Origin of the sequence: Parundibacterium terreum (genome assembly GCF_014636315.1) — a bacterium.
Classification (GTDB): domain Bacteria; phylum Pseudomonadota; class Gammaproteobacteria; order Burkholderiales; family Burkholderiaceae_D; genus Undibacterium; species Undibacterium terreum.
This window is the reverse complement of record NZ_BMED01000009.1, coordinates 85,184-97,958: the sequence shown is the minus strand read 5'-3', so window position 1 is coordinate 97,958 and position 12,775 is coordinate 85,184. Positions and strand designations below refer to the sequence as shown.

Sequence of the window (12,775 nt, the reverse complement as noted above, 5' to 3'; positions counted from 1 at the left end):
TCTGATATTCCCTTGGGAAGCTTGAAAAGTTCCCGTTTTTTTTAACTATTTGATTTTCGCCGCTAAATTACTACGATTACTGCGACCTGAGACTGCAGTGCTTGATGCCTTGTTCAGTGCTAATGTGAATCGTCCGGCCCGGTACCCGGGCCGGACGCGGTTTCAGGTAGCAGACAGTTTGATGCCGAAACCTATCAACGCGACGCCCGCAATACGGTGTGCGAGGCGTGAAATCCGTGCATTGTTTTTCAGCCTGGCTGTGATCAGATTCACCAGCAACACGACGGAAAAACAAAACAGTATCGTCAGGCTGCTGACAGTCAAGCCCATTGCCATCAATGTCCATGCGCCGTGATGCTGCTCAGGATTGATGAACAAGGGGAAAAATGCCATGTAAAAGACTATTGCCTTGGGGTTCATCAGGGTAATGACGAACAGGCGGCGAAAATGCCGGCCTCCAACAGGCTGCTCGTCTGTTGATGGCTGGTCCTGTATTTTTGTACGCAGCAGACCTATGCCCAGATACACCAGGTAAGCAGCGCCGAGATACTGTATCGCTTTGAATACCAGCGGATTCGCCTGCAGCAAGGCAGCTACGCCTATGCCGGCGAGCAACATGTGTATCCAATCCCCTGCCACCACTCCCAGCGTGCTGGCAAAGCCTGCGCGCCTGCCATCTTTCCCTGCGGCAGCGATGATCCCCAGCAAGCCAGGACCGGGGATAGCCAAAAATAATAGAACTGTGGCAACAAATGTGCCGTAATTGATAATGCCAAACATGGTAGCTCCTCGAACGATACTGACACCAATAGTACACAAGCACACCAGACTCCCACAAGCGGCCCGAATACAGCGATATATGCAGAGGAAGCGAGTCCACCCCGCCTCAGCTTAGCCATTTAATCCTACAGGGCAAGTAGGCATCGTCCGATGGTGCCGCTTCATGGCCGCTCCTACCATCGAGGTACGGTTACAGACCAGCGCTACATAAGTTACCCGATAAGTCACCAATGACCTCAACCAGCCTGCACTCAGGACTGGCTCACCCAGGAAAACACCATGAACACAGCACAGGACGCAATAAAGGTAGCGATACTCGCCACCGACGGCTATGAACAATCGGAATTGCTGGAGCCCATGCAGGCACTGGAAAGCGCCGGCATGACGGTACACATCATTTCCGATAAGGATGGCGTCATTCAGGGCTACCACCATGAAGACAAAGCGCAGACCGTCGCCGTTGACCAGAACTTTGAACAAGCCAATGCCGAGGACTACGATGCGGTCGTCTTGCCCGGTGGCGTGATCAATAGCGATGCACTGCGAACATCGCCGCAGGCGCAAGCCTTCATCAGGCAGACAGACGCGGCTGGCAAACCCATTGCCGTCATTTGCCATGGTGCATGGCTGATGATTTCAGCGGATGTGGTACGCGGCAGGGCGCTCACCAGCTGGCCCAGCTTGCGCGACGACATCCGTAATGCTGGCGGTATCTGGCTAGACCAGGAATTGGTCAAAGACCGCAATATCATTTCCTCGCGCAGCCCGGAAGCTCTACCCGCCTTTAATCAGGCGCTGCTTGCAGCTTTACGCCAGCCTGCGCATCCGGCCAAATGGGCATCCTGAGCTCTCTGGATTTGATTATCCGGATTTGATTGACGACAGATTGCGAGTTTCAATGTCAGCACAAGCCACCCCGCAAGTACCTGCGCAGAAAACTGCGCTTCCGCCAGGTGCCATCAAGGCCTTGGTAGAAAATTTCTCGGCCTTGAAAACAGATGCAACGGTGGCCGCGAAGCAGGCCGGACTACGCTATGTCAGCGATCAGAGCCCTGGCATCCAGCGTGTAAGTGTTTTGAAGCAGGGGAAGCCGGAATTTCGCTATCTGGCAGCAGATGGCAAACGGCTGAGCGGTAAAGCCAGCGAGGCTTTGCTGGCGCGCATCAAATCCCTGGTCATCCCTCCCGCCTGGACCGACGTCTGGATATGCCCCTGGGAAAACGGGCACATCCAGGTTACCGCGAGGGACGCGCGAGGACGCAAGCAGTACCGCTATCATCCGCAATGGAGAGCTGTGCGCGATGAAGCGAAATACGGCCATCTATTGCAGTTCGGCCCGGCCCTGCCGCTTATCAGAAACGCTATCCACAAGGCACTGGCTAAACCGGGGCTGTCGCGGGAAAAAGTACTTGCGGCGGTTATCTCTTTATTGGAAAGCACGCATATCCGTGTCGGCAACTGGGAATACGCACGCTCCAATAACTCCTTTGGGCTGACGACGCTGAAAAACCGCCACGTGCAAATCAAGGGCACCAGTATTGCATTTGAATTCCGCGGCAAAAGCGGAGTCAAACATGCCGTCAGCCTGCGAGACGCAAGGCTGTCCCGCATCATCCGGCACATGCGCGAGCTTCCCGGACAAGAATTATTTCAGTATCTGGATGAAGACGGCAAACGCCACGCGATCGACTCGTCCGACGTCAACGACTATCTGCGCAACATCGCCGGCGATAGCTATACAGCCAAGGATTTCCGCACCTGGTCGGGCACGCTGTACGCGGCGCTGGCATTGCAGGAACTGGGGCCTGCAGAATCCGATGCAGAGGCGAAGAAAAACATCGTCAATGCCGTTGCGCAGGTAGCAAAAAAACTGGGGAACACGCCGGCAATCTGCAGAAAATGCTATGTACACCCGGATGTCCTGCAAGCTTATATGGAAGGCCGCCTGTGCGACGAATGGAAGGCATGCGCCTCTGTCGCGGCCAATTCTCCTACCTCGCTACAAAAAGAAGAAGCCATCCTGTTAAAATTCCTGGCCCTGCGCCTAAGGCAGGGCCATAACTAAAATCAAGACAATAGCCGTATCAGTGCATCAGGATGCACATTCCAGCCTATCAGCCCGGCCAGCCCCATCAGGATACCAAAACCGGTAGGTATCAATGCCAAGCCATACAACCAGCGCTGGTGCGTCAGCGCGGTTACCGCGAGCAGGGAAATAGCGATCGCGATCAATGCATCTGAAAGATCGAACTGGTCGTCCCTGAAATTAGCGGCATCATAGTCCTTCTGATCCTGATCCGCCTGGGCTTTCAATTCATCTTTTTTCTTTTCCTGATCTGCAGCCAGTTTTTCATACTGGGCGATAGCCTCCTGGTATCCCTGCTGTTCACCAGCGGGACGCCCGGCAGCAGCAAGCCGCAGCTGCACCAGCGTGGATTTGGCGACTTCCTCGCGAATGTTGCGGGCCTGGTAAAAAGCCCAATGGTCCAGTTTATTGGCCTGCGCCTGCTGCATGGACTGGACGATATTATCGTCCTTGACCTTGCAGATGCCCATGAAGGTAGCCAGGATCGCCACCGTAATTGCCACCAGCATATTCAGGCGCATGGAGGCGCGATCTGATGTCCTACCCTCTTCCAGTTGTTCTACCGTTTCTATCGGATCTATATCCATGGTTTACTTATCTTCCTGCATTAATAATATTGTCGACTGCGCGCTCACCACAATTTCGCCACCGGCACTACGATACCGGTAAACAAAGCCCAGTCGGGCGACGCATTGTTCAAGCCGCGAATGACGCCAAAGTCTATCGTCATGCGCTTGCTGGGGCTATAGGTGAATGCCCCCAGCAATTGCGATGTGCTGTCCACGCCGGTACGGCGCGTGCCCGACCATTCAAAATTAACACCCCATTGCTCTGCAATCGGAAGTGAAAAGGAAGACGATACGCCAGTCTGAACCTTCGATGTCCCGATATCGACACCTCCCAGCCTGGTGAAGTTCAGGTTCAGATCCATGTGCAGCCTGCCCATATCCTTGCTAAAGATGCCGTTCAGCGAATAATCGGTACGGCCGCTACCTATGCTGTCTTTCGCACTCGGCAGCTTGCTGCCCAACTCCAGGCCGAAAGCAGTCGCGTCATCCACCAGGAAGGCACGCTTTAATACCAGGTTCGTATCACCTATGCCGCGCGCGCGGTTACCGCTATCGTCGCGTGCCGACACATAGGCCTCGCCGCCTATCAATACCCCCCACTGCGGGTTGAACGCCAGCTTGAACAAATAAGGCAGACTATCGCGCCTGGCATCCCCGCTCTTGGAGCTAAGCCCCCCTAATTCAAACTCCAGTTGCCCTTCCTGCGGCAACTGGGCCGGACTGGAAACAGAAGGTCGATAAGGAAGGACGCCCGCCTCCTCGTCCGCCATCGCCATTTCGATGTTGCCACATAGCAACATGAAAATCATCAATTTGTAACTAAACATAAAATTCCTAAAGACTTGAACTGCGGCAGAAATACCGGTTGGCAGCAAATAACACCTGCGGACACGCGCGTATTAAGCGCTTGGAAACATTGTACTTATCTAAACGCTGAAGTCTGTGATTCGCTCACATTCGCCATAAATATTCCAAAACTAGCGGCTGAATTGCCACAGTTGAGACAGTGGCAGCGTAAAAATATCCGTTTTGTATATTTTTTTATATTGCCCTGCTTCACGCGCAGCACATAAAAAGAATTACCAGTTCAGTCCATACCAACTAGTTTCTCAAACGAATTTTTTACATTTTTTAACATTGTGTTTCGATACGTCACAAGCTTGTTAAATAGTTACTGATAAATTGAAAAGCATTCTGCATGGGATCGTCAGTGGCCCCGCGTCTTCAACCACCTAGACCAAGTCCTTATCGTGAGCACCATTCAAGTCCCAGACTATATCTCCGAGCCATCCTCGGCAGTTGCTTCGGCACCCAGCGGCATGTCCGCATTGCACAATATTCCCAAACATCACGAACTTCACGGGCATATTCGTCAAATCTATTATGACTTCAAGCATCTCGGCTATTTCGACCAATACGGCAGCAGTTGCTTTGCCATGGCCGCATTGACTGCAAGGATCTTGCGGGCCAAAGGCTATGACACCGAGGTCAGGGGTTGCCACGCAATTTTCAGGAATGATAATAAAGAGTTTTATTTAGGCTACCAGGGCTATACGCAGCCTGGTCAAGTCGAGGGGCATGTGGTTTGCGTCGTCAACGGTATCAACGGTAATATCGTGCTGGATTTCGGGCTGGGAAATGTCAGAAAACACTATAAAGGATATTTTTACCGCGCAGTCGCCTGCATAGCCAGCAACTCAGGCCCGGTGCTGGCCTCCGTGGACTTTGGCAACGGTATCAATGTGCAATGGCGTACCGACTGGGTAGGCCCGGAAGTAGAAGGCGAGCTGGTCAAACAGGAGCCCTATCTGCTGCCCATCCTGGCCAAATACGAAAGCTACAGACAAAACCGGCTAGGCTACCTGGTCAGAAATATATTCAGCGGCCCCAATTCCAGGGCCACGCTCATCTAGGACACTCATTAAGCGCGCTCATCTAGCCCCATATCCAGCTTATTTCGGCTGCCAGTCTTCCGCCAGCTTTTTGGCCTGTGCGATTTCGTCCTTGCTCATTTTTGCTTCGGCATACTCGCGGTATTCCAGTGCGTCTTTATAGCCATCGGCCAGGATGAACCATTTAAGCGCTTCTACGTAATCCTGCTCTACACCGTTGCCCCTGAAGTACATCAGGCCCAGATAATGCTGTGAGCTGGCATTGCCCTTCTTGGCAGCCTTAAGGAACCAGGACTCCGCAGTGGAGAAATTCTGCTGCGCACCTATGCCGGTAAAGTACATGATGCCCAAGGTATACTCGGCGTCCGGATAACCTTGCGCGGCCGACTTCTGGTACCAGGAACGAGCCTGTCCATAATCCTGAACAACTCCCAGCCCCTTCGCAAACATGCGGCCATAATTCAGCTGCGCGCGCGCATTTCCTTGCCCGGCGGATTGCTCATACCAGTCCAGTGCCTTGTCGTAATCGCGCCCGACTCCTTCGCCATTTACATACATCAGACCCAGATTGAACTGCGCATCCGCATTTCCTTTCTTGGCCGCCTTCTCGAAGGAAGCCAACGCGCTTGCATAGTCTTTCTTTTCATACGCGGCGACTCCGTCAGAAAAATCATCCGCCCATGCTGTCGCCATCACAGCGGGCACGAACAAACAGAGTAAAAGCTTGGCAGGCAGTTTCATGAATCCATCCTATGAAGGTACTGAAGTTTCGCCGGCAGCCGGCGGAAACGAAATTCGGCGAATACCTCAATAATAAGATGTTTCAGAATGATCCACTAAAAAATGATGAGGCTCAAATCAAGCGACATACTGAGGCCGCGTATCGGCACTCAGCAAAAGCTGCCAGTGCCGCAACAGCCGGACATCATCCTGGCTCAGTGCAGTCCGCACCGAGGGTAGAGCTGGCATCGTCGCGGCAACAGGGGTTTCTGTACCCAGGCCCTGGGTGGAAGTATAGGCAACGCATCCGACGGCGTGCGCGCCAAGTACGGCATAAAGTGCAAGCTGATTCATGAAAGTTCCTTTAAACATGGAGAAGCGCCTGGCAACGGCAAAGTGGGCATTACTGCGATGACAGGAAGTGTAGTGACAGACGCGTTTTTGCTGAATACCGGATATTCTTGATACATTGCCTAATTCTCTAAAATTAACTTCAATTGAACTACATTTTCGCCATTTCATTGCCTAAAATAAATTTCATGAAAAATTTAAAGCCTCAGCTCACACAATTATCTTGATCTATTGCCTAATCCTATTGCCACAGCTAAGGAGCTCTGGACTGCCACTGTGCCGCTGGTGTTAAATGCGGCTATCTTCATTTCTTTGCCAACACCGCCATGAACTCCATCGACAAAATATCCCGGCAACAGCAACGCATGGTGGACCTGCTCGGCACACTGGCGCCGGCAGAAGGTCAAACCCTGTCCACGCTGGACGGCATTAAATTCATGCGCGCCAACAAATCCCTGCCGCGCACGCAGGTACTGTATGAACCGGGGATAGTCGTCGTGTGCCAGGGGAGAAAACGCGGTTTTCTGGGTGACCAGATGTTTACCTATGATTCACAGCAATTCCTGGTGCTTTCTGTTCCGCTTCCGTTCGAAAGTGAAACGATAGCCAGCCCGGAAGAGCCCTTGCTGGCAGTTTCCATCCGCATCAATCTGGCGGTTGCCGCAGAACTGGTGCTGTCGCTGGACGAGTCTCAGCATCATGTCGCGACCACGCCCGTCAGCATGTGCTCCACCCCGCTGGACGACAAATTAAGCGATGCTGTGCTGCGCCTGCTGGAGGCTCTGACGTCGCCGATAGACAGCCAGATACTTGGCCCGGCCATCATGCGGGAAATCTATTTCAGGGTCTTGACCGGCGAACAGGGCCCGGCAATACGCGCCGCGCTGACGCATCAAAGCCAGTTTGGAAAAATCAGCAAGGCACTGCGCCGCATCCACAGTAACTATGCCGACGGCCTGGATGTCGATACCTTGGCCACCGAAGCGGGCATGAGCGTGGCGGCCTTCCATGCTAACTTCAAGGGAGTGACGACAACGTCACCGATGCAATACCTGAAAACCACCAGGCTGCACAAGGCGCGGTTACTGATGATACAGGACGGGCTCAGCGCCGCCACTGCGGCGGGACGGGTAGGCTATGAAAGCACGTCGCAATTCAGCAGGGAATTCAAGCGCTTTTTCGGCCGTACACCCGTAGAAGAAGCAAACCAGATGAGGAGCCTGCTGGTCGAGATGCCTGCAGAAAGCAGCTCCCGTTACGTGACGGTACAGTAAACCAAACCGCAAGCCACGCGGGCGCTAGTGATCCGCCTCCCAAGGCGGAGTATCCTTGAACTCTTCCACCAGGAAATCGATCATCACCCTCACCTTGGCACTCAGATGCCGGCGGCTGGGATACATCGCCAGCACATCAATATCCGGCATCCTGTATCCGGGCAGGAGCTGAACCAGCCGCCCGGCCCGTAAATCCGCGCCAATCAGAAAGCTGGGCTGCCAGATGATGCCCGCACCGGCCAGCGCAGCCGCCCGCGCCGTGTCGCCGTTATTGGTGCGCATCGTATAAGGGACTTTTACTGAATGCACATGCCCCTTCTCATCCAGAAAGCTCCATTCATCGGCGGTCGGCGAATAGCTGTACACAATGCAATGGTGATTCACCAGGTCAGATGGCAAGACAGGTGCGCCATGCTTGCGCAGATATTCCGGTGAAGCGCAGATGATATTGTGCGAAGTTGCCAGCTTGCGGGCCGCGTGGGCCGTAGAGCCAACGCGGGAGATGCGAATCGCCAGGTCGTAACCTTCTTCGACAATATCGACCACCCGGTCTATCAACGCAATTTCCAGTTCCACTTCCGGATAGGCTGCCTTGAACTTGGGCCATAAAGGCGCCAGGTGCAGAATGCCGAAGCTGAGTGGCGCATTGATACGCAGCAGACCGCGCGGCTGCATGGAAGCCGACGAGGCAATCGCTTCCACCTCCACCATTTCCTCGACAATGGATTTTGCCCTCTCATACAGAGCCTCGCCGCTTTCGGTCAGCGACATCTTGCGCGAACTACGGTTCAGCAAGCGGGTACCCAGATGAGACTCCAGGTCACTGATGATGCGCGTCACGTTCGCTGGAGAAGTATCCAGCGCATCTGCGGCACGGGCAAAGCCATTCTTGCGGACTACTTCGACAAAGACTTCCATAGCACGCAGGCGATCCATTCATGGCTCCAGGATAGGTTCATAGGTCCTGAAGATGATATCAAAGTTTCTTCTTTACCATACGTCAGCTTGCAGGATTCTGTTGTTTGACCCTGTTTTCCGCCTTAGCCCGCCGTTTGATTCACATAAACTAAACGATCCATCAAGACTTTCCGTATTGTTGGTAAGCCGTGCCGCTCATATAGTAGTTGCACAGACAAACACATCTGTTTCAGCAACTCACACAAACCCAAGGAGCTATCATGAAACGTTTCGACAATAAAACAGTACTCGTAACCGGCGGCAACAGTGGCATCGGCCTGGCAACCGCGCAGGAATTCGCAAAGCAAGGCGCCAGAGTGATCATTACTGGCCGCGACCAGGCCACACTGGATGCAGCAAAAGCGCAACTCGGTGAAAAAGCCATTGCTCTGCGTACCGACGCCGGCGACATCAAGGCATCAAAAGAACTGGCCAGCACACTGACAGCGCAAGGCATCACACTGGATGCAGTCTTCTTTAACGCCGGCGTTGCCAAGTTCGCACCTTTGGAAGCCATAGACGAAGAATTCTGGGATCAATCATTTAATGTCAACGTCAAAGGTATCTTCTTCGCGATCCAGGCACTGACTCCCTTGTTCAATAGCGGCGCGGCAATCGTGCTGAACGGCTCCATCAATGCACACATAGGCATGGCGTCTTCCAGCGTTTATGCAGCCAGCAAGGCCGCGCTGATTTCCTTCGCAAAGACCTTGTCTGCAGAATTGCTGCCACGCGGTGTACGTGTCAACGTGGTGAGCCCTGGCCCTGTCAGCACACCTTTGTATGGCCGCCTGGGCATGCCAGCAGAACAACTGAATGAACTGGCAGCAGGCATACAGTCGCAAATTCCTTTGAAACGCTTCGGCACTCCAGATGAAGTTGCCAGCGCGGTGGTCTATCTGTCCTCGCCGGAATCTGCCTTCATCGTCGGCACTGAGCTGATTGTAGACGGCGGCATGAGCCAACTGTAATTTCATCTTCCCATTCGCGGGATGTCCCGCGAATGGGCAATTTCATAATATCCAGGAATCGATATGAACAAATCTACAAGCGTTGCCGTCATCTACCATAGCGGCTATGGCCACACTGCCAGACAGGCAGAAGCAGTTGCACGCGGCGCCGCCAGTGCCGGCAATATTGAAAGCATCCTGATCAGCGTCGATGATATCGACCAATACTGGGACAAGCTGGAAACTGTCGATGCGATTATCTTCGGTTCCCCTACCTACATGGGTAGCGCTTCAGCCAAATTCAAAGGCTTTATGGAAGCGACATCCAGCAAGGTGTTTGCCAAAGGCGGTAAATGGGCGAATAAAGTTGCAGCAGGCTTCACCAATGCAGCATCACGCTCAGGCGACAAGCTGGCAGTGTTACAGCAGTTGTCCATCTTTGCTGCCCAGCACGGCATGCACTGGGTGAACCTTGGTTTGCCACCCGGCCACAATAATTCGAAAAGCACTGAAGACAGCCTGAACCGCCATGGTTTCTTCCTCGGTGCTGCAGCACAATCGAATGCAGATGAAGGTCCGGATGTTGCCCCTACCAGCGCCGATCTGAAAACGGCGGAGCATCTGGGTGCACGCGTTGCCAAAGTGGCCATTCAGTTGGCTGCGGGGCGTCACGCAGTCGCTTAAGCAGCATCTGTAACATTTGTAGCATTTTTCTTTTTCCATCAAACCGCCGGGGCTTTTCCCTCAAACAGAAAGCCCGGCGGCATCGTGGATACCATCCCCACGAAAATTGGGAAGAGGCAGTACGCGAATCAGGAGCAGATCATGGGTTTATTAGTAGAAGGAAAGTGGCGCAACGACTGGTACGACACCAAGTCGACCGGCGGCGCTTTCGTCCGCAAGGCATCGAGTTTCCGCAATTGGATTACTGCGGACGGCAGCCCGGGACCCAGCGGCAACGGCGGCTTCAAGGCAGAAGCCGGCCGCTATCATTTGTACGTATCGCTGGCATGCCCCTGGGCGCATCGTGCGCTGATTTTCCGTAAGCTCAAGGGCCTGGAAGACATGATCTCGATCTCGGTCGTCAATTCCTTCATGGGCAACGAAGGTTGGACCTTCAATCCCGGCCCACAAGTCATTCCAGACACGGTGAACCATTTCAGCCGCATGCATCAGATATATACGCTGGCCGATCCGGAATATACGGGACGCGTGACAGTACCCGTGCTGTGGGATAAAAAGACACACACCATCGTCAATAACGAATCCTCTGAAATCATCCGCATGCTCAACAGCGCATTCGATGACATAGGCGCCCTCCCCGGTGACTATTACCCTGAAGACTTGCGCCAGGAAATCGATGATATCAATGCCTATATTTACCCGAACGTTAACAATGGCGTATATCGGGCGGGCTTTGCAACTACGCAGCAAGCCTACAACGAAGCGGTCGGCGAGGTGTTTGCGGCGCTGGATAACTTGAACCAGCGCTTGTCCACCCAGCGCTATCTGGTAGGCAAGCGCCAGACCGAAGCCGACTGGCGCCTGTTCACCACGCTGATACGTTTTGATGCGGTCTACGTCAGCCATTTCAAATGCAGCATACGCCGCATTGTTGACTACCCGCATCTCTGGGCTTATCTGCGTGATTTGTACCAGCAGCCGGGCATCGCCGATACGGTGAACCTGGACAACATCAAGGCCCACTACTATGGCAGCCATGGCTCCATCAACCCTACCGGCATCATCCCCGTAGGACCGGATCTGGATTTGATGGCAGCGCACGGCAGAGCGCATTTTTCATCTTGAATTTGAATTCTGAAAGTACATCATGACCGACACAATATCTTTTATCGTCCATTTACCGTCCAAGCCCGAAGTGCGTGAAAAAATGCGCAAAATGACTTTCGAGGTGCTGGATGCCATGTCGCAAGAACCGGACTTCATCAATACCTGGGTGCACGAGGATTTGAATGATCCGGACACGCTGGTGATTTATGAAAACTGGGCCTGCAGCCGCGACTATTTCCTGGAACATCATCTGAGCAAGCCTTACCGCCAGGCTTTTGAAGCGGCACTGCCAGAACTGCTTGCACATGAACGCCGGATAGAATTTTTGCGTGGCATACGCTCCTATCCCGGAAAATCACTGGCTTCTTAGAAAATCTTCAACGACTGCCAAGAGGCGCTTCGGGTGGGGCGCCTTTACTTATCCTACGGCAGCTCTGGGTGAGATGATCGGGCAAGAAACAAAAAATTCCCAGGTCATTGCAGATGGCTACTTGCCAGCTCTTCCAGCACTTTGCTAAGCGGATGAGGGCTGGGCTGCGTGACGATACCCAAACCAACGGATAGTTCTTTTCCCTCAGCCAGTTTTCTGTAGGCGACACCGGACAGTTTTAAAGAGGCGAAGGACTCCGGCAGAAAGGCAATGCCCTTGCCACTCGCCACATCGTTCAGCAATACGTGATGATCCAGTGGTTCGCGTAAAAAGCGCGGAGCAAATGCATGACTGCGGAAAATGGCATGGCAATGATCAAAGAATGCCGGCTGCCGCGCGCGCTCGAACCAGTAAACCGTTTCTGCATTCAAGTCTGCCAGAGACAGGCTGCGTCGCCTTGCCAACGGATGCCGGCTTTGCAACGCGACCATCATATCTTGTTGCACCAGGGACTGTACCTTGAGTTCATAAGTCTTGCTCGGCATTGCAATCACCGCAGCATCCAGTTTACCGGTGCGAATTGCACTGATCAGACGCGGAGAAGACGCAAACGTCAGTTCCAGGCTGGTTTGACCTAGTGCGTTTTCCAGCGAGCGAGTCAACCCTGAGAACAAGCCTGCATCGACAGACGTCGTCAATCCCAGACGGAAGCGTGCCATCCCTTGCTGGCGCATCAACGAATTTTCCGCCTCATCCAGCAAACCGAGTATTTGCTGAGCCTTGGGCAGCAAGTCTGCGCCTGCGCGTGTCAGTGCGACGCCCTGCGTGTTCCGCTCAAATAATTGCACTCCCAGCCTTTGTTCCAGCAGCTTGATCGCCCGGCTCAATGGCGGCTGCGACATATGCAGTTGCTCGGCAGCTTGCCGAAAATTCAGGCTTAAGGCCACCGCTTCAAACATTTGCAGGGCATTCGTATCTATCTTCCTCATACCAAAAAGGTATCACGAATTTGGTCATTCCACAATCAAGCCTCCC

General features: G+C 53.4%; 15 protein-coding genes. 8 read left to right on the top strand and 7 right to left on the bottom strand.

Annotated elements, in window-relative coordinates; genetic code table 11:
- Positions 1-162: 162 nt before the first annotated feature.
- Positions 163-780, bottom strand: coding sequence for a LysE family transporter (locus IEW12_RS27950; protein ID WP_188569439.1), 618 nt, complete (start codon positions 778-780; stop codon positions 163-165).
- A gap of 279 nt (positions 781-1,059) precedes the next feature.
- Between IEW12_RS27950 and IEW12_RS27945 the strand changes: the two genes are divergently transcribed.
- On the top strand, positions 1,060-1,626 hold the full coding sequence (locus IEW12_RS27945; RefSeq protein ID WP_188569438.1) for a type 1 glutamine amidotransferase domain-containing protein: 567 nt from the start codon (positions 1,060-1,062) through the stop codon (positions 1,624-1,626).
- Positions 1,627-1,678: 52 nt separating this feature from the next.
- Positions 1,679-2,845, top strand: a complete 1,167-nt coding sequence (locus tag IEW12_RS27940; protein WP_188569437.1) for a DNA topoisomerase IB — start codon at positions 1,679-1,681, stop codon at positions 2,843-2,845.
- A gap of 2 nt (positions 2,846-2,847) precedes the next feature.
- Here IEW12_RS27940 and IEW12_RS27935 read toward each other — a convergent pair whose 3' ends face one another.
- Together IEW12_RS27935 and IEW12_RS27930 are read right to left on the bottom strand one after the other, a co-directional pair.
- A complete protein-coding gene (locus IEW12_RS27935) occupies positions 2,848-3,453 on the bottom strand; it encodes a DUF4337 domain-containing protein (protein WP_188569436.1) in 606 nt (201 codons plus the stop codon).
- A 44-nt stretch (positions 3,454-3,497) separates the two neighbouring features.
- On the bottom strand, positions 3,498-4,262 hold the full coding sequence (locus IEW12_RS27930; RefSeq protein WP_229751402.1) for a transporter: 765 nt from the start codon (positions 4,260-4,262) through the stop codon (positions 3,498-3,500).
- 423 nt (positions 4,263-4,685) lie between these two features.
- Here IEW12_RS27930 and IEW12_RS27925 point away from each other — a divergent pair, with 423 nt between their 5' ends.
- Positions 4,686-5,348 (top strand): hypothetical protein, encoded by a 663-nt coding sequence (locus IEW12_RS27925; protein WP_188569435.1) that lies wholly within the window; start codon positions 4,686-4,688, stop codon positions 5,346-5,348.
- 39 nt (positions 5,349-5,387) lie between these two features.
- On the opposite strand, the gene IEW12_RS27920 is transcribed toward IEW12_RS27925, so the two are convergent.
- Positions 5,388-6,068, bottom strand: a complete 681-nt coding sequence (locus IEW12_RS27920) for a tetratricopeptide repeat protein (protein ID WP_188569434.1) — start codon at positions 6,066-6,068, stop codon at positions 5,388-5,390.
- A 117-nt stretch (positions 6,069-6,185) separates the two neighbouring features.
- A complete protein-coding gene (locus IEW12_RS27915; RefSeq protein WP_188569433.1) occupies positions 6,186-6,401 on the bottom strand; it encodes a hypothetical protein in 216 nt (71 codons plus the stop codon).
- 323 nt (positions 6,402-6,724) lie between these two features.
- Here IEW12_RS27915 and IEW12_RS27910 point away from each other — a divergent pair, with 323 nt between their 5' ends.
- Complete coding sequence (locus IEW12_RS27910) at positions 6,725-7,672, top strand: AraC family transcriptional regulator (RefSeq protein WP_188569432.1); 948 nt, start codon at positions 6,725-6,727, stop codon at positions 7,670-7,672.
- 24 nt (positions 7,673-7,696) lie between these two features.
- Here the strand turns inward: IEW12_RS27910 and IEW12_RS27905 are convergent, their stop codons facing one another.
- A complete protein-coding gene (locus tag IEW12_RS27905) occupies positions 7,697-8,608 on the bottom strand; it encodes a LysR family transcriptional regulator (protein ID WP_188569431.1) in 912 nt (303 codons plus the stop codon).
- Between the two features lie 242 nt (positions 8,609-8,850).
- Between IEW12_RS27905 and IEW12_RS27900 the strand changes: the two genes are divergently transcribed.
- The 4 genes from IEW12_RS27900 to IEW12_RS27885 all read left to right on the top strand — a co-directional run bounded on the left by IEW12_RS27900 (position 8,851) and on the right by IEW12_RS27885 (position 11,740).
- Positions 8,851-9,600, top strand: coding sequence for an SDR family oxidoreductase (locus tag IEW12_RS27900; protein WP_188569430.1), 750 nt, complete (start codon positions 8,851-8,853; stop codon positions 9,598-9,600).
- A 63-nt stretch (positions 9,601-9,663) separates the two neighbouring features.
- Positions 9,664-10,263, top strand: coding sequence for a flavodoxin family protein (locus tag IEW12_RS27895; protein ID WP_188569429.1), 600 nt, complete (start codon positions 9,664-9,666; stop codon positions 10,261-10,263).
- Positions 10,264-10,404: 141 nt separating this feature from the next.
- Positions 10,405-11,388, top strand: a complete 984-nt coding sequence (locus tag IEW12_RS27890; RefSeq protein WP_188569428.1) for a glutathione S-transferase family protein — start codon at positions 10,405-10,407, stop codon at positions 11,386-11,388.
- A 22-nt stretch (positions 11,389-11,410) separates the two neighbouring features.
- The gene (locus IEW12_RS27885; RefSeq protein WP_188569427.1) at positions 11,411-11,740 is read left to right on the top strand and encodes a putative quinol monooxygenase; all 330 of its coding nucleotides are present in this window, start codon (positions 11,411-11,413) and stop codon (positions 11,738-11,740) included.
- Positions 11,741-11,844: 104 nt separating this feature from the next.
- Here the strand turns inward: IEW12_RS27885 and IEW12_RS27880 are convergent, their stop codons facing one another.
- Entirely contained in the window at positions 11,845-12,729 is an 885-nt protein-coding gene (locus IEW12_RS27880; RefSeq protein ID WP_229751401.1) for a LysR family transcriptional regulator, read from the bottom strand.
- Between the last annotated feature and the right edge of the window lie 46 nt (positions 12,730-12,775).

Bases quoted from the DNA above. Each gene is read 5' to 3' on its own strand.
- IEW12_RS27895 (WP_188569429.1), top strand. From the start codon at position 9,664: ATGAACAAATCTACAAGCGTTGCCGTCATCTACCATAGCGGCTATGGC.
- IEW12_RS27920 (WP_188569434.1), bottom strand. From the start codon at position 6,068: ATGAAACTGCCTGCCAAGCTTTTACTCTGTTTGTTCGTGCCCGCTGTG.
- IEW12_RS27905 (WP_188569431.1), bottom strand. From the start codon at position 8,608: ATGGATCGCCTGCGTGCTATGGAAGTCTTTGTCGAAGTAGTCCGCAAG.
- IEW12_RS27950 (WP_188569439.1), bottom strand. From the start codon at position 780: ATGTTTGGCATTATCAATTACGGCACATTTGTTGCCACAGTTCTATTA.
- IEW12_RS27910 (WP_188569432.1), top strand. From the start codon at position 6,725: ATGAACTCCATCGACAAAATATCCCGGCAACAGCAACGCATGGTGGAC.
- IEW12_RS27890 (WP_188569428.1), top strand. From the start codon at position 10,405: ATGGGTTTATTAGTAGAAGGAAAGTGGCGCAACGACTGGTACGACACC.
- IEW12_RS27915 (WP_188569433.1), bottom strand. From the start codon at position 6,401: ATGAATCAGCTTGCACTTTATGCCGTACTTGGCGCGCACGCCGTCGGA.
- IEW12_RS27935 (WP_188569436.1), bottom strand. From the start codon at position 3,453: ATGGATATAGATCCGATAGAAACGGTAGAACAACTGGAAGAGGGTAGG.
- IEW12_RS27945 (WP_188569438.1), top strand. From the start codon at position 1,060: ATGAACACAGCACAGGACGCAATAAAGGTAGCGATACTCGCCACCGAC.
- IEW12_RS27940 (WP_188569437.1), top strand. From the start codon at position 1,679: ATGTCAGCACAAGCCACCCCGCAAGTACCTGCGCAGAAAACTGCGCTT.
- IEW12_RS27900 (WP_188569430.1), top strand. From the start codon at position 8,851: ATGAAACGTTTCGACAATAAAACAGTACTCGTAACCGGCGGCAACAGT.
- IEW12_RS27880 (WP_229751401.1), bottom strand. From the start codon at position 12,729: ATGAGGAAGATAGATACGAATGCCCTGCAAATGTTTGAAGCGGTGGCC.
- IEW12_RS27930 (WP_229751402.1), bottom strand. From the start codon at position 4,262: ATGTTTAGTTACAAATTGATGATTTTCATGTTGCTATGTGGCAACATC.
- IEW12_RS27885 (WP_188569427.1), top strand. From the start codon at position 11,411: ATGACCGACACAATATCTTTTATCGTCCATTTACCGTCCAAGCCCGAA.